The 24,409-nt window shown below is 66.9% G+C and carries 24 protein-coding genes and 1 tRNA gene; 7 read left to right on the forward strand and 18 right to left on the reverse strand.

The features are described 5' to 3' along the window. Nucleotides 1–778: 778 nt before the first annotated feature. Complete coding sequence (locus QU663_RS00740; protein ID WP_034480132.1) at nucleotides 779–1,852, reverse strand: PfkB family carbohydrate kinase; 1,074 nt, start codon at nucleotides 1,850–1,852, stop codon at nucleotides 779–781. After that, entirely contained in the window at nucleotides 1,849–2,055 is a 207-nt protein-coding gene (locus tag QU663_RS00745) for a hypothetical protein (RefSeq protein ID WP_304990620.1), read from the reverse strand. Before QU663_RS00745 ends, QU663_RS00740 begins: the two co-directional genes overlap by 4 nt. A 38-nt stretch (nucleotides 2,056–2,093) precedes the next feature. Here QU663_RS00745 and QU663_RS00750 point away from each other — a divergent pair, with 38 nt between their 5' ends. From QU663_RS00750 to QU663_RS00765, 4 genes are all read left to right on the forward strand, one after another. Beyond that, nucleotides 2,094–2,792, forward strand: a complete 699-nt coding sequence (locus QU663_RS00750; protein ID WP_021610955.1) for a trimeric intracellular cation channel family protein — start codon at nucleotides 2,094–2,096, stop codon at nucleotides 2,790–2,792. Nucleotides 2,793–2,876: 84 nt separating this feature from the next. Next, nucleotides 2,877–4,289 carry an amino acid permease gene (locus QU663_RS00755; protein WP_021610954.1) on the forward strand — a complete coding sequence of 471 codons (1,413 nt, stop codon included), beginning with the start codon at nucleotides 2,877–2,879 and terminating at the stop codon, nucleotides 4,287–4,289. Nucleotides 4,290–4,419: 130 nt separating this feature from the next. After that, entirely contained in the window at nucleotides 4,420–5,163 is a 744-nt protein-coding gene (locus QU663_RS00760) for an HNH endonuclease family protein (RefSeq protein ID WP_021610953.1), read from the forward strand. Nucleotides 5,164–5,368: 205 nt separating this feature from the next. Further along, the gene (locus QU663_RS00765; protein WP_021610952.1) at nucleotides 5,369–6,223 is read left to right on the forward strand and encodes a VanZ family protein; all 855 of its coding nucleotides are present in this window, start codon (nucleotides 5,369–5,371) and stop codon (nucleotides 6,221–6,223) included. Here the strand turns inward: QU663_RS00765 and QU663_RS00770 are convergent. From QU663_RS00770 to QU663_RS00840, 15 genes are all read right to left on the reverse strand, one after another. After that, a complete protein-coding gene (locus QU663_RS00770; protein WP_021610951.1) occupies nucleotides 6,210–6,593 on the reverse strand; it encodes a type II toxin-antitoxin system death-on-curing family toxin in 384 nt (127 codons plus the stop codon). The two genes, QU663_RS00765 and QU663_RS00770, sit on opposite strands and share 14 nt — an antisense overlap. Before the next feature lie 4 nt (nucleotides 6,594–6,597). Continuing rightward, nucleotides 6,598–6,801, reverse strand: coding sequence for a type II toxin-antitoxin system VapB family antitoxin (locus QU663_RS00775; protein ID WP_021610950.1), 204 nt, complete (start codon nucleotides 6,799–6,801; stop codon nucleotides 6,598–6,600). A 46-nt stretch (nucleotides 6,802–6,847) separates the two neighbouring features. Next, entirely contained in the window at nucleotides 6,848–7,501 is a 654-nt protein-coding gene (locus tag QU663_RS00780; protein ID WP_021610949.1) for a DNA-binding response regulator, read from the reverse strand. A 199-nt stretch (nucleotides 7,502–7,700) separates the two neighbouring features. Beyond that, nucleotides 7,701–8,804 carry a sensor histidine kinase gene (locus QU663_RS00785; protein WP_021610948.1) on the reverse strand — a complete coding sequence of 368 codons (1,104 nt, stop codon included), beginning with the start codon at nucleotides 8,802–8,804 and terminating at the stop codon, nucleotides 7,701–7,703. 9 nt (nucleotides 8,805–8,813) lie between these two features. Next, nucleotides 8,814–9,602, reverse strand: a complete 789-nt coding sequence (locus tag QU663_RS00790; protein WP_021610947.1) for an ABC transporter permease — start codon at nucleotides 9,600–9,602, stop codon at nucleotides 8,814–8,816. Nucleotides 9,603–9,706: 104 nt separating this feature from the next. Next, nucleotides 9,707–10,429 carry an ABC transporter ATP-binding protein gene (locus QU663_RS00795; protein WP_021610946.1) on the reverse strand — a complete coding sequence of 241 codons (723 nt, stop codon included), beginning with the start codon at nucleotides 10,427–10,429 and terminating at the stop codon, nucleotides 9,707–9,709. Between the two features lie 762 nt (nucleotides 10,430–11,191). Next, complete coding sequence (locus QU663_RS00800) at nucleotides 11,192–13,099, reverse strand: ABC transporter ATP-binding protein (RefSeq protein ID WP_021611130.1); 1,908 nt, start codon at nucleotides 13,097–13,099, stop codon at nucleotides 11,192–11,194. Continuing rightward, nucleotides 13,096–14,067 carry an ABC transporter permease gene (locus tag QU663_RS00805; protein ID WP_021611131.1) on the reverse strand — a complete coding sequence of 324 codons (972 nt, stop codon included), beginning with the start codon at nucleotides 14,065–14,067 and terminating at the stop codon, nucleotides 13,096–13,098. Before QU663_RS00805 ends, QU663_RS00800 begins: the two co-directional genes overlap by 4 nt. Beyond that, nucleotides 14,060–14,986: an ABC transporter permease gene (locus tag QU663_RS00810; RefSeq protein ID WP_021611132.1), complete on the reverse strand. Its 927-nt coding sequence runs from the start codon at nucleotides 14,984–14,986 to the stop codon at nucleotides 14,060–14,062. The genes QU663_RS00805 and QU663_RS00810 overlap by 8 nt, the downstream gene beginning before the upstream one ends. A 336-nt stretch (nucleotides 14,987–15,322) precedes the next feature. Then, nucleotides 15,323–16,924, reverse strand: a complete 1,602-nt coding sequence (locus tag QU663_RS00815; protein WP_021611134.1) for an ABC transporter substrate-binding protein — start codon at nucleotides 16,922–16,924, stop codon at nucleotides 15,323–15,325. A gap of 262 nt (nucleotides 16,925–17,186) precedes the next feature. Then, nucleotides 17,187–18,086, reverse strand: a complete 900-nt coding sequence (locus tag QU663_RS00820) for an ABC transporter substrate-binding protein (protein ID WP_021611135.1) — start codon at nucleotides 18,084–18,086, stop codon at nucleotides 17,187–17,189. Beyond that, nucleotides 18,083–18,778 carry an ABC transporter permease gene (locus QU663_RS00825; protein ID WP_034480532.1) on the reverse strand — a complete coding sequence of 232 codons (696 nt, stop codon included), beginning with the start codon at nucleotides 18,776–18,778 and terminating at the stop codon, nucleotides 18,083–18,085. The genes QU663_RS00820 and QU663_RS00825 overlap by 4 nt, the downstream gene beginning before the upstream one ends. Then, a complete protein-coding gene (locus QU663_RS00830; protein WP_021611137.1) occupies nucleotides 18,775–19,413 on the reverse strand; it encodes an ABC transporter permease in 639 nt (212 codons plus the stop codon). Before QU663_RS00830 ends, QU663_RS00825 begins: the two co-directional genes overlap by 4 nt. After that, nucleotides 19,410–20,300: an ABC transporter ATP-binding protein gene (locus tag QU663_RS00835; RefSeq protein WP_034480533.1), complete on the reverse strand. Its 891-nt coding sequence runs from the start codon at nucleotides 20,298–20,300 to the stop codon at nucleotides 19,410–19,412. Before QU663_RS00835 ends, QU663_RS00830 begins: the two co-directional genes overlap by 4 nt. After that, entirely contained in the window at nucleotides 20,297–20,767 is a 471-nt protein-coding gene (locus QU663_RS00840) for a MarR family winged helix-turn-helix transcriptional regulator (protein ID WP_021611139.1), read from the reverse strand. Before QU663_RS00840 ends, QU663_RS00835 begins: the two co-directional genes overlap by 4 nt. Before the next feature lie 267 nt (nucleotides 20,768–21,034). Here QU663_RS00840 and QU663_RS00845 point away from each other — a divergent pair, with 267 nt between their 5' ends. Next, the gene (locus tag QU663_RS00845; RefSeq protein ID WP_034480526.1) at nucleotides 21,035–21,739 is read left to right on the forward strand and encodes an ion transporter; all 705 of its coding nucleotides are present in this window, start codon (nucleotides 21,035–21,037) and stop codon (nucleotides 21,737–21,739) included. Between the two features lie 259 nt (nucleotides 21,740–21,998). On the opposite strand, the gene QU663_RS00850 is transcribed toward QU663_RS00845, so the two are convergent. Then, the gene (locus QU663_RS00850) at nucleotides 21,999–23,372 is read right to left on the reverse strand and encodes a uracil-xanthine permease family protein (protein WP_021611141.1); all 1,374 of its coding nucleotides are present in this window, start codon (nucleotides 23,370–23,372) and stop codon (nucleotides 21,999–22,001) included. Nucleotides 23,373–23,530: 158 nt separating this feature from the next. On the opposite strand from QU663_RS00850, the gene QU663_RS00855 reads away from it, so the two are divergent. Continuing rightward, nucleotides 23,531–24,010: a hypothetical protein gene (locus QU663_RS00855; protein ID WP_232210908.1), complete on the forward strand. Its 480-nt coding sequence runs from the start codon at nucleotides 23,531–23,533 to the stop codon at nucleotides 24,008–24,010. An 81-nt stretch (nucleotides 24,011–24,091) separates the two neighbouring features. Then, a tRNA-Ser gene (locus QU663_RS00860) sits at nucleotides 24,092–24,179 on the forward strand. The last annotated feature ends 230 nt before the right edge of the window (nucleotides 24,180–24,409 follow it).

Consider the following 24,409-nt stretch of genomic DNA (forward strand, 5'->3'; position numbering starts at 1 on the left):
GTGCTGACTGCCTCTGCTCCTGGGCCCGCCCCCTGGCGCGCTCTGGTGGCTCGCTGCGCGGATAAGCTGTTGCTATCTGGATAGGTTGCGCGGATGTGGATAGGTTGTGTGCATCCGGATAGGTTATTAAGCTATCCGGATGTTTGTTACCTATCCGGATGTTTGTTACCTATCCGGATGTTGATTGCCCGTCCGCGCGGATTCGCAGGGACGTGGTTTGCCCGCTCGGCGAGTGCGCCGGGGAGCCTAGTGCGTGTTTGTGCGCGGATAGTTTGGACAGCGGGACTGTCCGACTGGCTTCAGGCCTCTGTTTTGCTGCGCGCTAGGCGGGCTCGAGTGCTCAACGGTCCGCCTCAGACGAGCTCGAGTGCTCAACGGTCCGCGCTAGGCGGGCTCGAGTGCTCAACGGTCCGCGTCAGGCGGGCTCGAGTGCTCAACGGTCCGCGTCAGGCGGGCTCGCGCGTGTGCCGACAATCCACGCCATCATGTATGGTTCCCTAACAATGTCGCACGTAATTCCCTCGTGAATATTTCAGACTTTGAAAATGCGTCGTTGGAATTGCAATGTTTGTGGGGTGTCTCGAAAACTGACCGACATAAATTATGTGCGACTATTTTTGGGGAAGGGGAGGGGAAGGGGTAGGGGAGGGGGAGGGGAAGCGATCAGTGCGAGCCTCGCCCGCGACAGGCGTCAGCCCGCGACAGGCGCCGCGCGCAACCGTCGCCGACCACGTGCGCCAGCAGAAGCGCCCGCAACCGTCGCCGACCACGTGCGCAGCTACCCGCGCACCAACTCCGCCAGGGCAGGAGAAGCCAGCCACTGCCTCGTCCCGAAGGAGGACACCGACACGCCCGCCACCGCCGACGCGAAACGAATGAGGCGCTCCGGATCCGAGGCCCCCGCGCGCTCAAGCGCCCACGCGAACGCCCCGTGGAACGCGTCCCCCGCGCCCATCGTCGAGGCGTCGGGGACCTCGTGCACGGGAACCTCGCCGCTGGTGCCGTCCCACCAGTACTGCACGGGCCGCTCGCCGCGCGTGCGCACCACCCGCGTGATGCCGAAACCGCGCAGGAAGCCGGCGACCTGCTCGCCGTCCGCTCGCGCGAGGAGCGGGGGCGCGAAATCCTCCGACACGACGGCGACGTCCACGAGGCCCAGCAGGGGAGTGAGCCAGTCCTTCCACGAGCCGCCATCGAGCACCCGCAGGTGCGGCGGGCGCGCCTCAAGGACCGCGAAGGGATCCTCACCGTCCACCTCGGGCACGCCCAGCGTCAGCGCCGCCTGCGCCAGCGCCGGGTTGTGCCCGTCGATGAGGACGACGCCGACGCGTTCGGGCAGCTCCGCCGCGACGCGCCCCGGGTCGGCGTCCATCCGCGCGTTCGTGGAGGCGACCATGCGCCCGCTCGGGTGCTCGATGATCGAGGAGACGGCCGGCTCGCGCAGGGACGAGGCCGGGGCCGCGCCGCGCTCTCCAAGCGCGGACGGGTGATCGAGAGGGGTGGGGGCCGTCGCATCCAGGACTCGCACGCCCGCGGACGCCAAGTCCGCGGCCAGGAAAGCAGACACCGGGCCCTCGCCGAGGGCCGTCAACAGCGTCGGCGCCTCCCCAGAGGGGAAGGGGGCGGGGGAGTCGGCCTCGGCCTCGCCGGCGGAAGGAGCGCGGGTGGCCGCGTCGGCGGAAGGAGCGCGGGTGGCCGCGACGAGCGCCGCGTAGGTGACGGCCGCGTTCGTCGCGGGGCCGCCGGCGGCCATCGTGAAGTCCGTGGAGGTCACCTTCAGGCCCGGGTCGGGCACGTGGTCGAGTCGGTGCAGCACATCCAGGGTCGTCAGCCCGGCAAAGAGAGCAGTCATGGGCATATTGTCGCACCCTGCGGGCGCTGGGGGACGAGGCGGGCGAGGGGGACGAGGCGGGCGAGGGGGACGAGGCGGGCGAGGGGGACGAGGCGGGCGAGGGGACGAAGCGGGCGCTGGGGGACGAGGCGGGCGAGGGGACGAAGCGGGCGCTGGGGGACGAGGCGGGCGAGGGGACGAGGCAGGCGCTGGGGCTGTACCATGATGGCGAACCAACATTCACCGACTCTTTCGGACCGCCATGCACCTGCTCGACGCGCTGAACAATTCACTCCCCGAGGCCTTCCGAGCCATCGACCTCATGGGCGTGCTCCTCAACGGTATCCTCGGCGGAAAGGTTGCGCGAGAACGCAACTTCGACGCCGTCGGCTTCTGTATCCTCGCGATCATGACGGCGCTCGCGGGCGGCATGATCCGTGACCTGCTGCTGACGACGCGCACCGGCGCACCCGTGGCCATCACAGACCCCTACTACCTGTGGTTCGCGATCATCGGTGCCCTGGTCGCGATGGCCTTCCGCATGGACTCGCGTGCGTGGTCGGTGCTCCTCGTCATCGCGGACGGCATGGTGCTGGGCTGTTGGAGCGCGACCGGCGCGATCAAGACCCTCGACGCGGGGTTTGCGATCATGCCGGCGATCCTGCTCGGCATCATGACTGCCATCGGCGGTGGCATGGTCCGAGACATCTCCGCGGGCTTGGTCCCGCGCGTCTTTGGCGGCAACAACCTCTACGCCACACCGGCGTTCGCGTGCTCGCTGGTCACGGTTGCGTTCTGGTACATGGGCCAGCCCGTCCTGGGCATGGGCGCATCTATCGTCGTTGGCCTCATTTTCACAGCCATGGCGCACTGGCGTCGATGGAGGCTCCCGCAGACTCGCGAGTGGACGATCACTCTCACATATTCGCAGTTAAAAGCTCTGCGCAGGGGTAGGCGTTAGTATGGCCGTGTGAATTCCAAAACAACACACGCTTCTTCGTCTCCCGCAACGGCGCGTAAGCCGTTCAAAACGTGGCACCTGTCCATGATGGCCCTGGGCCTGGCGATCGGTGCCGGCTTCTTCCTGGGCACGGGCTCCGCCATTCACCAGGCGGGCCCTGCCGTCCTCGTGTCCTACCTGCTGGCCGCCATCATCGTCGTGTCCGTGATGCTGGCCCTCGCGGAGCTGGCCTCGTCGCTGCCGTCGACCGGCTCTTTCTCGTCCTACGCCGAGGCCGGGATCGGCCGGTGGGCCGGGTTCACCATCGGGTGGCTGTATTGGGTCATGCTCATCATGGTGTCGGGCCTGGAGGTGACGGGCGCGGCCACGTTCTTCGTCGGCTGGTTCCCGGGCGTGTCTCAGTGGGTCGTCGCCCTGGTCATCGTCGTCGTCATTGGTGGTATTAACCTGCTGGCCGCCGGTCAGTACGGCGAGATCGAGGCCTGGCTGTCGATGGTGAAGATCATCGCGATCGTCGGCTTCCTGTGCGTGGGTGTCTTCCTGGTCGCGCGCACCGCGCTCGTTGGGCCGCTGCCCGGACACGAGGGTGTCCTGCAGAACGTCCTGGGTCACAACGGTTTCGCGCCCAACGGCCTGTCGGGTATCGCCGTGGCTCTCCTGGCCGTCATCACGTCGTTCGGTGGCCTCGAAATCGTCACGATCGCCGCCGCCGAGGCCGAGGACCCCCGCGCCGCGATGGCCAGCGCGATCCGTTCGGTCATTACCCGCATCCTCGTGTTCTACGTGGGTTCCGTCCTCCTGCTGACCGCCCTGCTGCCCTGGGACAGTGAGGCGATGGAGAAGAAGGCCTTCGCCGCCGTCCTCGAGATGGCTGGCGTCCCGGCCGTCGGAACCATCATGGAGGTCATTATCTTCATGGCGCTGGTTTCTGCGTTCTCCGCGAATATCTACGCGTCCTCGCGCATGGCTTACTCCCTGTCCGCGCGCGACATGGGGCCGCGCTGGCTGCTGGGGGCTTCCGCTTCTGAGAAGGCGCACGCGCACACCGTTGTCGAGGCTGCCCTCGAGGACGACGAGGCCGTCCTGGCAGTCGAGAGGCAGGGTGACATCGAGGCCGGGCGTACCCCGAAGCGCGCGGTCGGCCTGGTCGTCGCGCTGGCGCTCCTGGCGGTCCTGGGCAACTGGTACCTGCCCGGTGAGATCTTGACGATGCTCATCAACGCGATCGGCATGGTCCTCCTCATCGTGTGGACCTTCATCATCATCTCGCTCATGCGCCTACACCCCTCTCTGGAGCGCAGTGGCTCCCTGGTGATCCACATGCCCGGATGGCCGTGGCTGCCGTGGGTTGTCCTGGTGGGCCTGGCTGGCATCGCCGCGCTCATGCTCACGAGCGACGAGGGCCGCTCTCAGCTGGTCTCGATGGGCGCGCTCACGCTCATCATCGTCGCGATCTACTTCGTGCGTCAGCTGGTGAGATCGCGCGCCACCAAGTAGTTATCCACAGGGGCGCGCCGCCGAGTACGCAGATGCCGGCGGTCGGGTCCATCATGGGGGCACCCCGACGACGCGTCGGGGTGCCCCCATGGCGTGGGCTCACGCGAGTGACGAGTGAACAGGAGGCGTGATGGCACACAAGCGCCGCAGGAGCATCGGGGATATGATCGGCGTCCTGCTGATCGTCGTCGCCCTGGTGTGGGCCTTCGCGCCCGGCGTCGGCTGGGACCTGCTGGGCCTGCGCTCGCGCCTGGGATGGCCTCCGATGCGCAGCGGGGAGGCGCTGTCCTCCTTGCCTGACACCGAGGCGGCCCGCCAGCTGCGCGAACTCGCCGTCCGGTCCGCGGATGAGGCGTCAGTCGTCCCGGATTACGACCGTCAGGCCTTCGGCCAGCGGTGGGCGGACACCGACCACAACGGCTGCGATACCCGTAACGACATCCTCGCCCGGGACCTCGCGCGACCCACCTTCAAGCCGGGCACGCGGGACTGCGTGGTGCTCACCGGGACGCTCGCCGAACCCTACACGGGCACCACGATCCAGTTCCAGAGGGGGGACAAGAGCTCTGCCCTGGTCCAGATCGACCACGTCGTCGCCCTGGCTGACGCGTGGCGCTCGGGGGCCTGGCAATGGGACGCGCAGCGGCGCCAGGAGTTCGCCAACGACCCCGAGAACCTCCTGGCGGTCGACGGGGCGGCAAACGAGGACAAGTCGGCGTCCTCCGCTGACCAGTGGCTGCCGCCCAACGCCGCCTTCCGTTGCGACTACGTCAAGCGGCAGATCGCCGTCAAATACGCCTACGGCCTCAGCGTCACTCAGGCCGAACAGGACGCGATGGCGACCCAGCTGACTACCTGCTCGGACGATCCCTAGTCCGAATCTGTCAGACCGTTCGGAGTGTGAGCCTGTGTGTGTGACGCTCACACGAATGCAGCGCGCCGGTGCGCCAGTGACTAGGGGAGGCGAGAAGAATCTCAGCCTTTTTCTCAATATGTGTCCATCCGGCGTGGAACTGTACCCAGCGCGGGGACGTTGCCGAACAACGCCGGTAAGGTTCCCCTCAAGGGAGAGGGGCGACATGTACACGGCAATCAACTGGGCGATGGACGCGGGCTTGTACGCGGCCGTCACCGTGCTCACCTGCGCCCTGTGGTGGCTCCTCGGCCGACGCGCCGACCGCGCGCGCCTACGCGGGCGTCCCCCGCGCGCCACCTCGCACGACGAGGCCCCCGGCCACGCCAGCCACGACCAGCTCACCGTCTCCAAGGCCCTGCCCCTCATCTACCGTCGATCCAAGCGGACCGGCGCCCTCCTGCCGCGAGAAGACAACCCGCACACCCCCACGACCGCGGAGATTCCCGTGGTCGCGGCCCAGGCCTCGTCGATGTGGAGGCTGCCGAGGGCACTGCCCCTCGCGTGGATCCTCTACCTGGCGGGCCTCCTGATCTTCACGCTCCTGCCGATCCCCTCCGACCCGGTGGCAGCCTGCGCCGCGATCATCCACTGGGACAACTACGTGCCCTTCGGGTCCCTGGTCGCCGTCGCCGACCAATTCCGCGACGGCGAACAGCTGCGCGGCACCCTCTACGCCCTGTCGATCCTCCTCAACATCGCCCTGTTCGTGCCCCTCGGCGCGCTCGCGGAGACGACGTGGAGGATTCGGCGCGCCCGCCAAGCCCGCGAGGACCTGCCCACCGACGGCGGGCGCCTGGCCCGTTCCATTCCCACCCGTCGCGTGCTCGTATGGATTGCGATCGGCGCCCTCGTCTCCTGCCTGATCGAATTCACCCAGTACACGGGCCTGTTCGGCATCGTGCCCTGCACCTACCGCGTCGTCGACATCGACGACGTCATCACCAACACGATCGGCACCTACCTGGGCGTGCGGCTCCTGCCCCTCATCGCGCGCAACGCGCGCTTCATGGGCGCGTAGCCGTCCACTCCGATAGCGTGGCGCAGACTCGCTCGAACGTCACGCGAGAGGAATCGACGGCGACCACAAGGCCGTACACATCATCGTCGGAAACTGTTTCTGAGATTTCGAGCGCGTTGAGAGATAAGAAAGCGGAACAGGCAGCCCACGCAAGGCGCTTGTTGCCGTCGATCAGCGCGTGGTTCTTCGTGAGTGATTCGAGTAAAGCTGCAGCCTTGGCTGCGGTGGACGGGTAAGCGTCCTTGCCCAGCAGCGTCGTCTGTGGGCGCAAGGCCGCCGCATCGAGGAGGCCGAGATCTTGAACGGGACCGATTCTCAGTGCGGCCACGATATCCAGCAGGTCCTCAAGTGAGAGAAACTCGCACGGCATAGCGCTACTGTCCAAGTCGCTCCAGCGCGTCCCCCCAGCGCTCAACGGTCTGGTTGAGTGCGTCGGTCACGCGCTGGCGGTGCGTCATGCGGTTGAACTCCTCGTCGATGGCGCGCAGCACTGCATCGTGTTTGGACGTGCCGGCGCGCTGGGCGAGCTCGTCGAGCTTGCGTGCGTGTTCCTCGTCGAGTCGGAGTGTCATAGCCATGCCGTAATGGCATCACTCTGATACCAGCCTTGTGGCGGTGGCCCTCCTACAGCCAGCCGGCGGCGCGGGCCAGGGACGCGGCCTCGGCGCGGGTGCGTGCGTCCATCTTCAGCATCGACGAGGACACGTGGTTGCGCACCGTCCCCTGGCTGAGATGGAGGGAATGGGCGATGTCGGCGATCGTGCCTCCGCCTTCGACCTCGCGCAACACGTCGGCCTCGCGATCCGTCAGGGGAGAAGACCCCGCCGCCAGCGCCTCCAACGCCAGATTCTGGTCGATCACCCGCCCGCCCGCGGCCACCGTCCGCACGCCCTCGGCGAGAGTCTCGACCGGCGCGTCCTTCACCGTGAAGCCCGTCGCCCCCGCGTCGAGGGCGCGCTGCAAGTAACCCGGGCGCCCGAAGGTCGTCACGATGAGCACGCGCACCCCCGGGAAACGCTCCCGGATCGCCTGCGTGGCCGTGATGCCGTCCATGCGGGGCATCTCGACGTCGATGATGGCGACGTCGACGGGGGCACTCGCGCGGGCAGGGGCGTGGGCAGGGGCGTCCGCTGATGCCAGGCGCGCCAGCTCATCGAGTGCCTGCGCGCCGTCTGCGGCCTGCGCGACGACCTCAATATCGCGTTCCAGGTCCAGCAACCCAGCCAACGCCCCGCGAATCATCGCCTGGTCATCGGCCACGAGTACCCGAATCGTCACGTCACCCTCCTGTCTGCCTGCGCTTGGGGTACTAGGCTAGCGCAGGTAAGCGGCTCATTTCTCCGATCAGCCACCACTCAGGACGAGGCCGACTCCCCCTCCCGGGGACCGCGCAAGAGCCGGGAAGGGGACACTGCCTCGTCGAGGGGAGTGCAGCGGGACAGTCAGGACGAGTGGGCGGCGGGTGCACCGTCGAAGGTCACGACGAGTGAGCGGCGGGTGTGGCCTCGAAGGACAGCGCGAGCGTCCACGTGGAGCCCGACGCGCCCCAGGTGAGCGTGCCCTCGTCGCCGACCAGCTCGGACAGGCCCGCCAGGCCCGACCCCGATCCCACGCTCGACGCCGCGTAGGCGGCCGAGTATCCGTCGTTCGTGACCGTCACGCCATCAGGGGAAAGACGTACCCGCACCCACGAGGGGCGCGCGTGCAGGATCGCGTTCGTGACCCCCTCGCGGATCACGTGGGCGGCGGCGGCCGAACGAGGCCCCGACGGCGGCTCGCCCTCGTTCGTGATCTCGGCGTCGATGCGCGCGACCTCCAGAAGCGACCGCGCCTCCTCGAGCTCCTCTCCCGGGGACAAGGCCCGCGTGGCCGCCACGATGCGGCGCACGTCAGCCAAGGCCTCGTTCGACTGCGCGGTCACCGCGCGAATCTGCTCGCGCGCCTCCTGGACGCGCCCAGCCTCCAGGAGGCGACCCGCCAGCTCGGACACCATCGTGATCCCCGTCAGCGAGTGCCCCAGGATGTCGTGCAGATCCGTGCTCAGGCGCGCACGCTCCGCGGCCTTTGCGCGCTGGATCGCATCCTGGCGGCGCAGATGCTCGCGGGCCGAACGCTCCATGCGCCAACGCGCCACCCCCACGAAGACACACAGCAGCACCAGGTACCAGCCCATCCACAGGGGCTCACCCTGCGCGTAAGCGGCCACACCCGCGATAGCGGTCACCGGCACGAGGCCCGCGACGATGAACCTGCCCGGCGCCTGAAACACCCACGCGACCAGCAGATACGACGTCAGCATGAACGCGTGTGGCGTGTCAACGGAAACCGCGTACACGAGGTAGGCAACCGTCGCCGCCACCAGCGCCGCGTGGGAGAGGATGAATGGCCTCGTGAAGGAGTTGCGCGCGGGCAGGGGATTGGCCAGCCACGTCGCCGAGTTCACGACCGCGAGGAGGGCGCACAGCCCGATGAGGCCCGCGCGCTGGGCCGGATCCGGCAGTTCCAGGGCGTAGGCGAGGGGAAACCCCATGAACAGCATCCACGGGGCCGCCCACGCCAGGGAGATCAAGCGCTCCTTCATGACACCAGCCTAGCGAGCCGTGTCGTGGGACGCGCCCCACCAGGCGATGCCCGCCGTGATAACCACCCACCCGACGATGTTGAGCCACGCCGCCGTCGGCATCGGGACGGTACCGGCGACCGCGTAGATCGCCTGGACGGCGCCATACAGGGGCGTGAAGGGCGCGACGTGGGAGACGAAGGGCGGCATCTGCTCCAGCGGGATGAACATGCCGGACACGAACGCGCCGAACACCATGACGAACGCCGAGGCGCTGTAGGCGTTCTCGCCCTTAATCGTGTAGCCGCACGCCAGGCCGATCAGCGCACCCAGCGCCGACAGCGCGACGACCACCGCGGCGCTGGCCGCCCACGCGCCCGCCGTCATCTTTGAGCCGGTAGCCAGACCAACACTGAAGCAGATGAGCGCGATGAACGCGCTCAGCGCCACCAGGGCCGTGAGGCGCACGAGGAGGATCACCCACGGCTGGATGGGGGTCAGCGCGTACATGCGCGAAATGCCGGTCGTGCGCTCGACGGACAGCGTCGCGCCGAGCGACCCGCCCACCAGGATGACGCCGTACGTGGTCATCATGACGACCATCGCGGCGGCCACGTTGCCGCGCCCGGTCTGCGTGGTGCGCGCGGCCTCGGTCATCCCGAACATCGCGTACATGAACAGGGGCAGGAGCAGGGCAAACGCCATATTCCATGGGTTGAGGATGTGCGACAGGAACGTCGCGCGCCACAGCTTCCCGGCCCCCGTGAAGGGGAAGGGGATCGGTCGGTCGGTGGTACGCGCGGGTGCGTGGGTGGTCATGATTCCTTCTTCGTGTGTCGTGTCTGCGTTCGTGGGGCGTGGGCTTCGGCGTCGGCCTCGGGACGAGGCTGGGGCCGGCTCATCGGGTTGGGCGTTCGTCACGCTCACTCGGCGTCGGCGTGGGAGGTGATGCGCTCGAAGACGTCTTCGAGGTCCTCGTTGTCGGCGACGACCTGCTCGGTGGGAGCGTCCAGGAGGACCTTCCCGGCGTCGATGATGACGATGCGATCGGCCTCCTTGCGGGCCTCGGTCAGGTAGTGCGTGGCGAAGAGGAGCGTGCGGCCCTCCGCGGCCTCGGCGTGCATCGTGTCCCAGAATGCGCGCCGCGCCAGGGCGTCCATGCCGGCCGTGGCCTCGTCGAGGATCAGGAAGTCCGGGTTGCCGGACAGGGCGAGGGCGAGGCGCACGCGCTGCACTTCGCCGCCGGAGAGCTTGTTGAGCGGGCGCTTCGCGAGCTTCGTCAGGTTCGTGCGCTCGAGGAGCTCGTCGGTGGGGATCGGATCGGCGTGCATCGCGGCGACCAGGTCGATCGTGTTGCGGACCTTCCCGTCGCGCGGTAAGGCACCGGTCTGGAGCATCGCGCCCACGAGGGAGCGGCGCACGGCCTCGCGTGGGCTCATGCCGTAGACGCTGATGTCGCCCTGCGTGGGGGTGGCCAGGCCGAGGACGATGTCCAGGAAGGTGCTCTTGCCCGCACCGTTGACGCCGAGGAGCGCCACGATTTCGCCGGGCATGAGGGTCAGGTTCACGCCGCGCAGGGCGTCGACGTGGCCGAAAGACTGATGAATGTTCGTCGCCTGGAGGGCGGGCGTTGCTTGTGCGTTCATGGCTCCCAGTCTGCGCGCGTTTAGGTGGGGCCGGAAGTGCCCTTTGATGCAGGAGGAGCCATGACAAATGTCAGGGGTGGGGGCTGTCACTCGCGCGTGGGCCCTCTGTCGCGTGTAATCCCGCCGTCAGCCGGTGAATGAGTTGCGCGGGAGTGGTGTCCTGCCCTGAAAGTCGCATGCAATTCCCCCAAGCGAGTTTTTTGAGATGCCCGGAAACGTTGGAATTGCAACGGCGCTATTTCAATATGTGAAAGGTTGACAGGGAAATTGCATGCGAAAACGTATCGGTTGGGCGGCCATACCCTTCAGTCGCGGACTCGCCGCCAGCAAACGGGGGAATTGCACCATTAGAGGTGCGACACGCCGACGACACGCCGAGGGGAGGCTTCTAATGCTGCAAAACCCCCATCGCCACCGGTGTGCCGAGCGCCGGTGGGCTCGGGCCAGGCCACGGTGCCCGCGGGGGAAACGGGGTGAGCGCCAGATTAGTTTCGCACGTAATTTAACTCGGTCATTTTTCGAGATGGCCCACAAACGTTGCAATTCCAACGATTGCGCTTCAAAGTCTGAAATATGTGGAGGGGAATTACGTGCGACATTGGTGACCGGCGGGCATGACTGGTCAGTGCACAGCCACATGGCAGACCAAACACGCAACCCGCCGCGAACGAGGAGGCAAGGGGGCCCGAAACGCGGGCACAGCAAACAGCAAGGGGCCCGAGGCGCTGCAGCGCCTCGGGCCCCCTCGCGTGTGCCAGTTGCTCACAGGTTGAGCTGGATGTTGCGGCCGGGGACGGCCTCGATCAGCTCGCGTGTGTAGTCCTGGACCGGGTTGTTGAACAGCTCGTCCGTCGAGTTGGCCTCGACGAGCTTGCCCTTCTCCATGACGATGACGTCGTCGGCGATCTGGCGGACGACAGCCAGGTCGTGTGTGATGAAGAGGTAGGACAGGCCCAGCTCCGCCTGCAGGTCGTTGAGCAGGTACAGGATCTGATTCTGCACCAGCACGTCCAGGGCGGACACGGCCTCGTCCAGGACGATGACCTCCGGGTTGAGCGCGAGAGCGCGAGCCACGGCCACGCGCTGACGCTGGCCGCCCGACAGCTCGTTCGGGTAGCGGCGCATGGCGCTGCGTGGCAGGGCCACCATGTCAAGCAGCTCGGCGGCGCGGGCGATGCGCAGCTTCTTCGGGGTCAGCTTGCGCTTCTCGGCCGCGGTCAGCGTACGCTTGCCCTCCGAGGCCTCGACGAGGGTGGTCATCCACTCTTCGGGCTCACGACCGGTCTCCTCGGCGCGCTTGATCTCCTGGACGGCGTACTCGAGGGTGCCGTAGCCGTGAATCTTCAGCGGCTCCTCGATGAGGCGGTAGATCGAGTACATCGGATCCAGCGACCCGTAGGGGTTCTGGAACACGGCCTGGAGACGGCGGCGCAGGCGGAAGAGCTCCGCGCTGGTCATTGTCGAGGTGTCCTGGCCGTCGAAGAAGATTGTTCCGGCGGTGGGCTTGAGGAGCTGCAGGATCATGTTCGCGGCGGTCGACTTGCCGGAGCCGGACTCGCCGACGACCGCGAGGGTCGTGCCGCGGCGCAGCTCGAAGGACACGTCATCGACGGCCAGGAAGGTGTTGTTGCCCTTCTTGGCTCCGCGAATGTCGAACTCCTTGGTGAGGTTTTCGACGCGGATGATGGCGTCCGTGGAGACGGATCCCTTGCCGGCGCCGGTGAGCTCCTCGTCGGTGACCTGGATGCCGCGCTTGTGGGCGGATTCGATGCGGGCCGAGGCCAGGGAGGGCGCGGCGGACACGAGGCGCTTCGTGTAGGGGTGCTGCGGGCGCTGCAGGATCTCGAGGGCGGGGCCGGATTCGACGATGCGGCCTCGGTGCATGACGACGAGCTGTTCGGCGCGTTCGGCCGCCAGGCCGAGGTCGTGCGTGATGAACAGGACGGCGGTGCCCATCTCAGCGGTCAGCTTTTCGAGGTGGTCGAGGATGCGGCGCTGGACGGTGACGTCCAGGGCGGAGGTGGGCTCGTCGGCGATCAGCAGTTTGGGGTGCGCGGCCATGCCGATGGCGATGAGGGCGCGCTGACGCATGCCGCCGGAGAATTCGTGCGGGAACTGCTTGGCGCGGCGTTCGGCGTCGGGCAGGCCGGCTTCCTCCAGGAGAGCGGTGACGCGCTCGCCGACCTCGGACTTGGGGACGACGTTGTTGGCGAGCAGCGCTTCCTTGACCTGGTAGCCCACGCGCAGGACGGGGTTCAGGTTGCTCATGGGGTCCTGGGGGACGAGGCCGATGCCGGATCCGCGCAGGGCCACCCATTCGTTGGTAGACAGGTTGGTGATGTCCTGCCCGTCGAACTCGATGGTTCCGCCCGCGACCTTGCCGGTGCCGGGCAGTAGGCCGATGACGGCTGCGGCCGTCGTGGACTTGCCGGAGCCGGACTCGCCGACGATTGCGACGGTCTGGCCGGGGTAGATGGTCAGGTTCGCGCCGCGAACGGCGGGGACGATGCCGGTCGAGGAGGTGAAGGTGACCTCCAGGTCGGTGATCTTGAGCAGGGGATTCTCGTCGTCGGGGTGGACGGGGGCCGAGGCCGCGGCGGGGGCGACGGCTCGTTCGACGATCTCTTCCATCTCCTTCTCGGAGAGGGGGGTGTTGTTCGTTTCGCTCACTTGCGTGCCTTCGGGTCGAGGGCTTCGCGCACGGCGTCACCCATCATGATGAAGCTGAGGACGGTCAGGGCCAGGGCCGAGGCCGGGTAGAAGAGAACCATGGGGGCGTCGCTCAGCTGGTCCTTGGCCGTGGAGATGTCGGCGCCCCAGGAGACGACCGAGCTGGGCAGGCCGATGCCCATGAAGGACAGGGAGGCCTCGGAGACGATGAAGGTGCCCAGTGCGACGGTCGCGTACACGATGATGGGGGCCATCGAGTTGGGGATGATGTGGCTCATGAGGATGCGCGCGCGGGAGGCGCCGGTGGCGCGGGCCGCGGTGACGAATTCTTCGTTCTTCGCGCTCATGACGGATCCTCGCGTGATACGCGCGATGGAGGTCCAGGCGAAGGCGGACAGGACGACGACGACCATGGTGATGGAGCGCGAGTCCTTGAACATCTGCATGAAGACGATGGCTGCCAGGAGCAGGGGGATCGCGAAGAAGACGTCGGTGATGCGCGAGAGCAGGGAGTCGAGCCAGCCGCCGAAGTAGCCGGCGAGGGCGCCGATCGTGCCGCCGATGAGGGTGACGGCGATGGTCGTCAGGATGCCGACGGAGACGGAGGCGCGGGCGCCGTAGATGACGCGCGAGTAGATGTCGCAGCCCTGCTTGTCGAAGCCGAAGGGGTGGCTCCACAGCTCGGGGGCGCCCAGGGAGTTGGAGAGCACGCAGTAGCGCGGGTCCTGGCTGGTGAAGAGCCAGGGGAACACTGAGATCATGACCGCGAAGAAGATGATCGCGGCGGCGAACCAGAAGATTGGGCGGCGGCGCAGGCGCTTCCAGGCCTCGCCCCACATGGAGGAGGGGGCGCCCTCGTCGGGGACCGCGTCGACGGCGCCGAGGCCGGTCTCGTCGATGTCGGAGACGTAGTGGTCCTGTCCCGCGCGGGTGCGGGAAATGTTGGCGGAGGGGATGAAATCACTCATAGCGGATCCTCGGGTCGAGCACGGCGTAGAGGAGGTCAACGATGAGGTTGGCCAGGATGTACACCAGGACGAGCACGGTCGTGATGGAGACGACGGTGGGGGCTTCACCCAGACGGATGGCCTGCCAGAGCGTGCCGCCGACGCCGTTGATGTTGAAGATGCCCTCGGTGATGATGGCGCCGCCCATGAGGGCGCCGAGGTCGCCGCCGAGGAAGGTGGCAACGGGGATGAGGGAGTTACGCAGGATGTGGCGCGTCATGACGGCGCTGTTGGCCAGGCCCTTGGCGCGGGCGGTGCGCACGTAGTCGGCGGAGACGTTCTCGGAGACGGACTGGCGGGTGAGTCGGATGACGTATGCCAGGGAGACGCCGCCGAGGACCATGGCTGGCATGGTCAGTGATGCCATGTTGACCGAGGCGCTGGCTGTGACCGGGAGGACCCCGAGTTTGAAGCCGAGGAGGAACTGGAGGACGAAGCCCAGGACGAAGGTGGGCACCGAGATCAGCAGGAGCGAGAACACGAGGATCGTCGAGTCGAACCAGCCGCCGCGGCGCACGCCGGCGATGACGCCCAGGGTGATGCCAAAGATGGATTCGATGGAGAGAGCGTAGATGGCCAGGGCGATCGTGGTGGGGAAGGCTCGTGCCATGACGTCGATGACGGGCTGCTGGTTGAAGGACTTGCCGAAGTCGAGGGTGAAGACACCTTTGAGGTAGAGCAGGTACTGCATCCAGAAGGGCTGGTCGAGGTGGTATTCGGCGCGGATCTGAGCGGCGGCCGCCTCGGTGAGGCCGCGGTCGCCACCGAGGGCGGCAACGGGGTCACCTGGCATCAGGTAGACCATCGCGAAGATCAGAAAGGTGGCTCCGAAGAAGACCGGGATGGTCTGGAGGAGTCGCCGTCCGATGTAGCGGAGCATGGGCAATCCTTTAGATTCGTGTCGAGGGATGGGCGCGGTGCCTTTCCCGTTCGTGCGCCCCGCTGGGGGCGGGGCTGCCTTTATGTCCCATCATAGGGTAAAGAATGGGCAAATGAGGCGTGGGGGACGTGATGTGGCCCGAGGATCAGTGCTTTTCCCTTGTTCGTGGGCGAAAGTGTGGCCCACATTGCGGGCGGCTGGTGCGGGGTGAGCACCTCACGGGGGCGCGGGCAGGCGACATATGCCGGTCTGATCGTGTTTGTCAGGTCGGGGTGCGCCGAGGGGGTGGGCGGCCGGTGCCGCCCACCCCCTCGGGTGAGGAGAGTTCCTAGGAACTCACTTGCTCGCGTTCTTGGTGATCTCGGAGAGCATGGGCTGGCCCCTCCAGTCGAAGGTCACGTTGCTCACGTTCTTGGACCAAGCGCCGTTGACGTTGTAGTACCACAGCGGGATGACGGGCAGATCCTGCAGGAGGATCTCCTGGGCCTGCTGCAGGGTCGTCGTGGCTTCCTCGGCGTTGGCGGCGCCCGCCGCCTTGGTGATCAGGGCGTCGAACTCGGGGTTGGAGTAGTCACCCTTGTTCGAGGCGGCCTTGGTCACGTACAGGGGCTGCAGGAAGTTGTAGATCGACGGGTAGTCGCCCTGCCAGCCGGAGCGGAAGGCCGAGCCGATGGTCTGGTCATCTTCCTGCTGGAGCAAGGTCTTGAAGTCGACGATCGCCTTGCCCTGGGCGTCGATGTTCAGCGTGTTCTTGATGGAGTTGGCGGCAGCGTCCACCCATTCCTTGTGGCCGCCGTCGGAGTTGTAGGCGATCTCGAAGGTGCCGTCCCACGGGGCGATGGCGTCGGCCTGGGCCCACAGTTCCTTAGCCTTGGTCTCGTTGTAGGTCAGGACATCGGAGCCGGGCAGGGAATCGGAGTAGCCCGGAAGGGTGGGGGCGGTGAAGTCCTTGGCCGGGGTGCGCGCGCCGGCGTAGATCGTCGAGGTGATCTCGTCGCGGTTGATGGCCATCGAGATGGCCTGGCGGCGCAGCTTGCCTTCCTCGCCCTTGAAGTGGTCGAGGTACTGCGGGATGGTCAGCGTCATGATGCCGGCGTAGGGCTCGTTGACGGAGGTGCCCGCGAAGGTCTGCTGGTAGGAGGCCATGGCGGAGGAGGGAACGGCGTCGAGGACGTCGACGTTACCAGCCTTGAGGTCGTTGTAGGCGGCATCCATCGAGTTGTAGAAGACGAAGGTCACGCCCTCGTTCTGGGGCTTCTCGTCGCCGACGTAGTTCTCGTTGGGGACGAGGGTAATCTTGACGTTGTGCTCCCACGCGGAGTCGGAGGCCAGCTTGTAGGGGCCGTTGCCGACCGGCACCTGGCCGCCCTTGTCCGGGTCGTCCAGGGTCGAGTCGGGAAGCGGTGCGTAGGCGGTGTAGCCCAGGCGGGTGATGAGGTCGTAGGCGGGGGCCTTCAGCTTGATCGTGAAGGTGTAGTCGTCGACGATCTGGACGCCGGTCAGCTCGCCGACGCCTTCCTCATTGGTGCCTTCGAAGGAGTCGAAGAAGGAGGCCTGCTTCTGGTTCTGGGAGGTGACGAGGTTCCAGGCTCGAGTGAAGTTCTGGGCCTTGACGGGGGTGCCGTCGGAGAACTTGCGGTCCTGGTGGAGCTTGACGGTCCACAGGGTGTTGTCTTCGTTGGGCTCGATGGACTCGGCGACGTCGAGGACGGCCGTGCCGTCGGCCTCGTATCGGACGAGCTCGCTGAAGATCGCGGTGAGGATGCGGCCGCCGCCGGTCTCAGAGGTCTGGCCGGGCAGCAGAGCGTTCTGCGGCTCGGAGCCGTTGAGGATGATGGCGTTGTTGGTGGTGGTGGCGGATCCGCCGCCACCGGCGCAGGCGGTCAGCGCGAGCGCAGCCGCCGCGGGAATGGCGAGCCATGCCTTCTTCAGGTTCATGGTTACTACCTCCTGGTTGATGGACGGGACCGGTGGGCTGTGCCCGTGGTCATGTCTTCGAGGGTAGCCGGTCGCGCGTGGAAGTAACCGGACGTGTCCATCATGTGCGCATTACATTTTGGTTACAAACGTAAAAAGTAGGTCAAATGATGGTGTGGGTCACATAAAACGGCGCAGTTGTGCCCATATTCACACGCGACGAGGCCGGGGCGCGGAACGCGAACACGCTCCCCAGCCCCGGCCTCGTCCCACGCGGGTGTTCTCAGGACAGCAAACCCTTGGAGGACAGCCACTCCCGGGCGATCTGCGAGGCCGACCGCTGCTCCTGCGTGGATGCGCGGTTCATCTCCACCAGATCCGCGGGCTCAAGCGCGGCGCTCACGCGGTTGATGACGGCGGCCGCCGCATCGTCCACGCGGGCTGAGGCCAGGGGGACGACGTGCGAGGCCAGGAACAGGCCCTGCGGATCCGCCAGGACCGTCAGCGTGCCGTCCGCCAGCACCGGATCCGAGGAGTAGATGTTCGCCAGCTGGATATCCCCGTCCCTCAAGGCCTTGACCGTCAGCGGACCGCCCGAATCCTCGATCGGCGTGAAGGACACCGTCACGCCGTAGGCCTGCGACAAGCCAGCCGGGCCATACGGGCGAGTCTCAAGCTCCGAGTTCCCGCCCAGGATCAGCGGCCCCGCGCCGGCCAGGTCGCCGATCGAGGCCAGCGAATGCTCCGCGGCGAAGTCGGCCGTCACCACGTAGGAATCCTGGTCGGTCGCCGGCGCCTGGTCGAGGGCGCGCAGCCCCTGCGGAAGGGCGGCGGTCAGCGCCGCGTACACCTCATCCGAGGATCGCGCGGACGCCTCGGAATCCAGGTATTGCAACAGGTTGCCCGTGTACTCGGGGAACACGTCGATCGAGCCGGCCTCGAGCTCGGGCATGTAGACCTCGCGCTGACCGATACGCATCTGTCGATCCACCGTGTACCCGGCGCCCTCCAGGGCCTGCGCGTAGACCTCGGCGATGATCTCATTCGAGTAGTAATCCTGTGAGCCCACGACGATCGTGGACGAGGCCGTGGCGCCTCCGTCGACGGTCTGCGCCGACCCGCAGGCGGCCAGGACCAGGGCGGACGCGGCGGCGGCCGCGAGCGTGATCATCGAGCGTTTCATAGTGACTCCTTGAGTGAATTGTTCCCCGCGTCAACGCGCGAGTGAGTGCGGGCGCGCAGCGCGCGGCTCGCGGCCGCCAGCGCAGCATCCGCGAGAAGAGCGAGCACGACGACGACGATCGCGCCGCCGATCATCTGCGCGTAGTCGCGGGTCTTCAATCCCGCGTAAAGGAAGCGGCCCAGGCCATAGTTAGCCGTGTAGGCCGCCAGGGTGGTCGTCGCGATCACCTGCAGGGTCGCCGAGCGCACACCGGCCGCGACGAGGCCCGCCGCGTGGGGCACCTCGACACCCACAAGAATCTGGCGCTCAGTCAACCCCATCGCGCGGGCGGCATCCACCGTCGCACGCGGCGTCGAGGCGATCCCCGAATACGTCGCCGACAGCAGCGGCGGGACCGCGAGCACCAGAAGCGCCAGCGTCGGAGCCGCCAGGCCGATGCCCAGCCACAGGCCCGCGAGCGTCAGCACGCCCAGGGTGGGGACCGCGCGGGCTCCGCCCGTCGCACCCACCAGCCACCGGCCCCTGCCCGTGTGCCCGATCCACGTGCCCACGGGCAGTGCCACCAGCGTCGCAAGCGCGACGATGAGGAGGGTTAAGCCCAGGTGCTCGGCGCTCCGGGCAAGGATCCCCGACTCGCCCACCCAATTCGCCGGGGTCGCAAGCCACCTCAGGGCTTCCCAGAGAATGCTCACGCCGTCCCCCTCCTCGCCCACGGGGTCAGCGCCCAGCCGATCCCCTGCACGGCCGCGTCCACCACGAGCGCCAGGAGCACCGTCGCAACCAGGCCGGCCACGACCTCGGCCGTGATGCCGCGCTGAAAACCGTCCGTGAACAGCGTCCCCAGCGAGCGCACCCCGATAAACGCGCCCACCGTCACGAGCGACACCGTGGACGTGGCCACCACGCGCGTCCCCGCGATGATGACCGGCGTCGCCAGGGGCAGCTCGACCTCCACGAAGCGACGCGGCAGCGAGTAGCCGCACGCGTTCGCCGCCCGCAGGGTCGCGCCCGGGATCGCGCGGAAACCCTCGGTCGCCTGGCGCACCAGGACGGCCACGCCGTACAGGGTGAGCACCGCGATCATGTTCGCGCTCGAGCGCAGCGCCACCCCGATGATCACCGGCACCACCACCAGGAGAGGCAGCGACGGCACCGCGTACAGGGCCGACAGGGCCGACAGGACCCAGCCGCCCCGGCGCGAAAACGCCGCCCAGCGGGCGATTGGCACCGAGAGCGCGACCGAGAGCGCGATCGCCGGCAGGGCGATCCACAGGTGCTCGGCGGTCAGCTCGCCGATCAGCGCCAGGTTCGAGGACAGCCAGCTCATAGGCGCACTCCGGCGGGATCGGCACCTCCGCGCGGCGCGGGCGAGGGAGCCGTGGCCTCGTCCCCTCCCTGCTCACGCGTGCCCTGCGTGAGCGTGCCCACCGGGGTTCCCGCCTCGTCCACGACCAGGCCGTGGGAGCCCGTCACGCGCACCGGGCGCGCCGCGCGCGAGGCCCCCACGAAGTCGGCGACGAACGCGCAGGCCGGGGAGGTGAGCAGATCGAGCGGGCGACCCGCCTGCTCGATGTGCCCGCCCGTGGAGAGGACGGCGACCTGGTCGCCCAGGGTGAAGGCCTCGTCCACGTCGTGCGTCACGAACAGGATCGTCGTACCCAGCGAGCGCTGAATCTCCTTCAATTCCCGCTGCAGATCCGCGCGCACGAGCGGGTCGAGCGCCCCGAAAGGCTCATCCATCAGCAGGATGTCCGCGCGGTTCGCCAGCGCCCGCGCGACCCCCACGCGCTGACGCTGCCCGCCCGACAACTCGGAGGGGTAGCGATCAGCCATCTGCGTGTCCAGGCCCACCAGACCCAGGAGCTCGAGGGCGCGCTCGCGGGACTCCTTCTTGCCGGCACCCTCCAGGCGCGGCACGGTCGCGACGTTGTCCGCGACCGTGCGGTGCGGGAACAGGCCGCCTTCCTGCAGGACGTAGCCGATCGAGCGGCGCAGGCGCACCGGGTCCTCGTCCGCGACGTTGGCGCCGCGCACGAAGACCGCGCCCGAGGTCGGGGTGACCATCGCGTTCACCATGCGCATGAGGGTCGTCTTTCCGCAGCCCGAGGTTCCCAGGAGGACCGTCGTCGAGCCGCGCTCGACGTGGAGGGAAAAGTCCTCGACGGCCCTCGTTCCGCCCGGGTAGGTCTTCGAGACGTGGTCGAAGCGGATCATGCGCGCCCCTTCCCGCATCCCTGCACGTTTCCTGCAGTTGGGTCCGCGGCCTCGTCAATGAGGGCGAGCGCGTGGGCGAGGTGTTCGCGCTGGCCCGGGGAGAGGGGTGCGAGGAGTCGTTCCTGCTCGGCGGTGACGATGGCCTCGGCGCTGGCGAGGTGGGTCATGCCCGTGTCGGTGACCGTCAGGATCGTGGCGCGGCGGTCGTGCTCGCACGGCGTCCGATGGAGCAGGCCGACGCGGTGCAGGCGGTCGACCAGGCGTGAGGCGGCACCCAACGTGATGCCCTGGCTCGCGGCCACCTCCTGGATGCGGCAGGCGGGGGTGTCGCGCACGGTGCGCAGGACCAGGAAACGGCCCAGTGACAGGGGGTTGTTCGCCTTGCAGAGCGCGGATTCAACCGCGTTCCAGGCGCGTAGTTCTGCACTCACGAGGGCAGAAAACAGCGATGATGCATCCGTTGCCATGGTCGACACATTACGTGGAAATAAGTGATATGTATAGTGAGTGTGAGGGGAGACTCGTTGATGCTTTCGCGAAATCGGTTGCTACTGTGTGCTCGTCGAAAGGCTCTCGAACCGTGTGTGGGGTGTGGTTGGCGGGCCCCCGTGCGGTGCTACAGTGCGTGGTGTCGGCGACTGACAGCGTCGTGCCCCTCGCTTCGTGCACGGGGGTCCCAGTGGCGGGTGAGTTTTCTTGGTGCGTCACGCGTCTATCAATGAGGAGTGCCAACGGTGCGACAACGTCTCTGCTCTGCGCTGAACGGCGAAGACGGCGCGGCACTGTGGTACGGCCGCATCATGACCGTGCTCATTATCGCCAGCCTCCTTCCCCTGTGTTTCAAGGAATCCAGCCCCATCCTCGAAACGATCGAGTACGCGTGCGTCCTCGTGTTCATCGTCGACTACCTGGCCCGCTGGGCGACGGCGGACCTGAAGCTACGCAAAGGCGCGTTGTCGTTCCTGATCTACCCCTTCACGCCGATGGCGATCATCGACCTGGCGTCGATCCTGCCCGTCTTCAACGCCCTCAACGACGCGCTGCGCACGCTGCGAGTCCTGCGTCTGTTCCGTGCGCTGCGTGCCTTCAAGCTCATCCGCTACTCGAAGAGCGCCTCCGCCATCGCCACCGTGTTCGAGAAGCAAAGGGAGGCGCTGCTCGCCGTCCTCTGCCTGGCGATCGGCTACATCCTCGTCAGCGCCCTCGTCATCTTCAACGTCGAGCCGAACACCTTCAACACCTTCTTCGACGCCGTCTACTGGGCGGTCGTCTCCCTGACGACCGTCGGCTACGGCGACCTCTACCCCACCTCCGACGTGGGGCGCACCATCGCCATGATCTCCTCGCTCATGGGCGTCGCGGTCGTCGCCCTGCCCTCGGGCATCATCACCGCGGGAATGCTCGACGAGCTGCGCGGCGATGGAGACGCCAGCGACTGATCTGCAGGGGCTTTTGTTGCCTCATGCATCCTTACGGCCGCTGCTCTCACTCTGAAAAGTCGCACGTAATTCTCACTCGGTCACTTTGTAGGTGCGCCTAAAAACGTTGGAATTCCGGGCATTGCGCTGACGGGGGTCGTGGCGCGCCGGGGGAATTACGTGCGAAATTATGGGGACGGACGAGGCCGGGGCCCAGCCACGCTCCCACCGTGCGGTGAGAAAGCGACCAGGCCCCGGCCTCGTCAATGAAAGCGCCAGATCAGGCGTCAGCCTGCGGCGCGGGGGAGCGGTGGCGCTTCGAGTACGCCTCGCCCTCCAGCTCCGAACCCGACGGCGCCGACGCGGGCGACGCCGCCTCCAGGTTCGTGCCGCGCAGCTTCGAAATCAGGCGCATGCCGTGGTAGATCGCCAGCGCCGAGGCGGTGCCCAGCGCGATGCCCTCGAAGGACATGTCACCGATCTTCCACGTGAAGTTCGCGATCGCGACGATCAGGGCCACCGCGGCGGTGTTCAGGTTCACCGGGTTGGAGAAATCCACGCGGTTCTGCACCCAGATACGCACGCCCAGCATACCGATCATGCCGTACAGGACCGTGCCCGCACCACCGAGGACGCCCGGGGGAATCGTCGCAATCAGCGCGCCGAACTTCGGCAACATCGACAGAACCAAGGCAACACCAGCCGCGATCAGGTACGCGGCCGTCGAATACACGCGGGTCGCCGCCATCACGCCAATGTTCTCCGCGTAGGTCGTCGTACCCGAGCCGCCGCCGCTGCCAGCCAGCATCGTAGACAGGCCGTCCGCCATGAGCGCACGGCCCGTCAGGTCATCCATATTCTCGCCCGTCATCGCGGACACCGACTTCACGTGGCCGACGTTCTCGGCGACCAGGATGAACACGACCGGCAGGAAAAGGCCCAGGGTCGACGGGGCGAAGCTCGGGGCCTGGAACTCGGGGAAGCCGATCCAGGCAGCCTTGCTCACGGTCGAGAAATCAACCTGGCCCTGGATAATCGCGGCCACGTAGCCGATCAGCACACCGATAAGGATCGAGAGGCGGCCCAGGATACCCTTGAAGAGAACCGTCACGAGGCAGATCGACACGATCGTCACGACAGCAGTGATCGGGCCTTCCTTCACCCAGTTCCACGCGGCGGGCGCCAGGTTCAGGCCGATGAGAGCCACGATCGCGCCCGTCACCACGGGCGGCATGACCGCGTCAATCCAGCGCACGCCCGCGAAGTGAACGATCAGGCCGACGAGAGCAAGCGTCGCACCCGTCGCAATGATGCCGCCGAGCGCGTAGGAGGACCCCATGGACGCCGACACCGCGGTAATCGGGGCGATCAGGGCGAACGAGGAACCCAGGTACGAGGGCAGACGGCCCGCCGTGATCAGGAAGAACAGCAGGGTGCCGATCGCAGTGAAAAAAAGCGTTGTTGACGGGGGGAAACCCGTCAACAACGGAACAAGGAACGTCGCACCAAACATTGCGACCACGTGCTGGGCGCCAATGCCGATAGTGCGCGGCCACGACAGCCGCTCGCCCGGGAGGACGACGTCGCCAGGATTAATGGATGTGCCGTTACCGTGAAGCTTCCAACGGAACAGCGAGGTCTTCGTTTCGCTCATAAGCGTACAAATCCGATCAGTTGATGGGCGGGATGGCCGTACCGGTCGGAACAACAGGGTAGCGCGTTCCGGCCAAGTCCCGCGGCATTTGATACCGAAAAACCCAGTCCCCACGCAAAGTGTGGTGGACGCCCCTTTCAATATGCGATAGTGGACGCATGAGCGCACCGGCACCCTACCCCTCCGCGCCCGGCGGAACGCCCCCGGCAGTGGCCACCCCGGCCTCGTCGCCCAGTCTTGCCGAGGCCGTCGCCCCCTACCCGGGAGCCGGCACCGGATTCCCCTACGCGTCGCGCGGCGTCGATGACCGCTACGGGTACGCTCCCGCCAACCCCGCTGCCGTTGGCTTTGCCGCCCCGCACTTCCCCGGGACTGAATACGTCAACATGGGTGAAGTCTTCGCCGACGGCGGCTACACCTCCCCCAAGCCCGTCACCAACCCCATGGCGAAGACCGCCCTGTGGGTCAGCGTCTTCGCGATCTTCGGGCTGCCCCTCATCGTCGGCGCGGTCCTCGCCGTCATTGCCCTGGTGGAGGCACAAAAACTCCCCGATCGGATCGGCCAACACGAGGCCATCGCAGCCCTCATCTACGACGGCATCATCGCCTTCGTGTGGACCACGATCTCCGTCCTGTAGACGAGGCTGTGACCGGCTCCATTGGCTTGGATTGGCGCTGCGAGCCGTTTATTGCTTATGATTGTCCGGCACGATGTGCACGGAGGATTCGCCTAGTGGCCTATGGCGCACGCTTGGAAAGCGTGTTGGGTGCAAGCCCTCGGGGGTTCGAATCCCCCATCCTCCGCCACCGGACCCCGGGACCGCTTCAGGTTCCGGGGTTTTCTTGAACCTAGGGAGCTCGCTCGGGGTGCAAGCCGGGGGTTAGGGTTATAGGACAAAACGTGTTGGTTTTGTAGCGACTTTTCGGCTTGTTAGTGCGGGTAAGTCGGTATTGAAGTTGGTGGGAGCCAACTTGAGGGTTATAGGACAAAACGTGTTGGTTTTGTAGCGACTTTTCATCATATTGATGCGGGAAGC

This window comes from Schaalia sp. HMT-172 (assembly GCF_030644365.1).
Classification (GTDB): domain Bacteria; phylum Actinomycetota; class Actinomycetes; order Actinomycetales; family Actinomycetaceae; genus Pauljensenia.

Excerpts from the sequence above, each read along its gene's own strand:
- QU663_RS00740 (WP_034480132.1), bottom strand. The coding sequence starts at position 1,852 with ATGACTGCTCTCTTTGCCGGGCTGACGACCCTGGATGTGCTGCACCGA.
- QU663_RS00745 (WP_304990620.1), bottom strand. The coding sequence starts at position 2,055 with ATGGTACAGCCCCAGCGCCTGCCTCGTCCCCTCGCCCGCCTCGTCCCC.
- QU663_RS00750 (WP_021610955.1), top strand. The coding sequence starts at position 2,094 with ATGCACCTGCTCGACGCGCTGAACAATTCACTCCCCGAGGCCTTCCGA.
- QU663_RS00755 (WP_021610954.1), top strand. The coding sequence starts at position 2,877 with ATGATGGCCCTGGGCCTGGCGATCGGTGCCGGCTTCTTCCTGGGCACG.
- QU663_RS00760 (WP_021610953.1), top strand. The coding sequence starts at position 4,420 with ATGGCACACAAGCGCCGCAGGAGCATCGGGGATATGATCGGCGTCCTG.
- QU663_RS00765 (WP_021610952.1), top strand. The coding sequence starts at position 5,369 with ATGTACACGGCAATCAACTGGGCGATGGACGCGGGCTTGTACGCGGCC.
- QU663_RS00770 (WP_021610951.1), bottom strand. The coding sequence starts at position 6,593 with ATGCCGTGCGAGTTTCTCTCACTTGAGGACCTGCTGGATATCGTGGCC.
- QU663_RS00775 (WP_021610950.1), bottom strand. The coding sequence starts at position 6,801 with ATGGCTATGACACTCCGACTCGACGAGGAACACGCACGCAAGCTCGAC.
- QU663_RS00785 (WP_021610948.1), bottom strand. The coding sequence starts at position 8,804 with ATGAAGGAGCGCTTGATCTCCCTGGCGTGGGCGGCCCCGTGGATGCTG.
- QU663_RS00790 (WP_021610947.1), bottom strand. The coding sequence starts at position 9,602 with ATGACCACCCACGCACCCGCGCGTACCACCGACCGACCGATCCCCTTC.
- QU663_RS00795 (WP_021610946.1), bottom strand. The coding sequence starts at position 10,429 with ATGAACGCACAAGCAACGCCCGCCCTCCAGGCGACGAACATTCATCAG.
- QU663_RS00805 (WP_021611131.1), bottom strand. The coding sequence starts at position 14,067 with ATGAGTGATTTCATCCCCTCCGCCAACATTTCCCGCACCCGCGCGGGA.
- QU663_RS00810 (WP_021611132.1), bottom strand. The coding sequence starts at position 14,986 with ATGCTCCGCTACATCGGACGGCGACTCCTCCAGACCATCCCGGTCTTC.
- QU663_RS00815 (WP_021611134.1), bottom strand. The coding sequence starts at position 16,924 with ATGAACCTGAAGAAGGCATGGCTCGCCATTCCCGCGGCGGCTGCGCTC.
- QU663_RS00820 (WP_021611135.1), bottom strand. The coding sequence starts at position 18,086 with ATGAAACGCTCGATGATCACGCTCGCGGCCGCCGCCGCGTCCGCCCTG.
- QU663_RS00830 (WP_021611137.1), bottom strand. The coding sequence starts at position 19,413 with ATGAGCTGGCTGTCCTCGAACCTGGCGCTGATCGGCGAGCTGACCGCC.
- QU663_RS00835 (WP_034480533.1), bottom strand. The coding sequence starts at position 20,300 with ATGATCCGCTTCGACCACGTCTCGAAGACCTACCCGGGCGGAACGAGG.
- QU663_RS00840 (WP_021611139.1), bottom strand. The coding sequence starts at position 20,767 with ATGGCAACGGATGCATCATCGCTGTTTTCTGCCCTCGTGAGTGCAGAA.
- QU663_RS00850 (WP_021611141.1), bottom strand. The coding sequence starts at position 23,372 with ATGAGCGAAACGAAGACCTCGCTGTTCCGTTGGAAGCTTCACGGTAAC.
- QU663_RS00855 (WP_232210908.1), top strand. The coding sequence starts at position 23,531 with ATGAGCGCACCGGCACCCTACCCCTCCGCGCCCGGCGGAACGCCCCCG.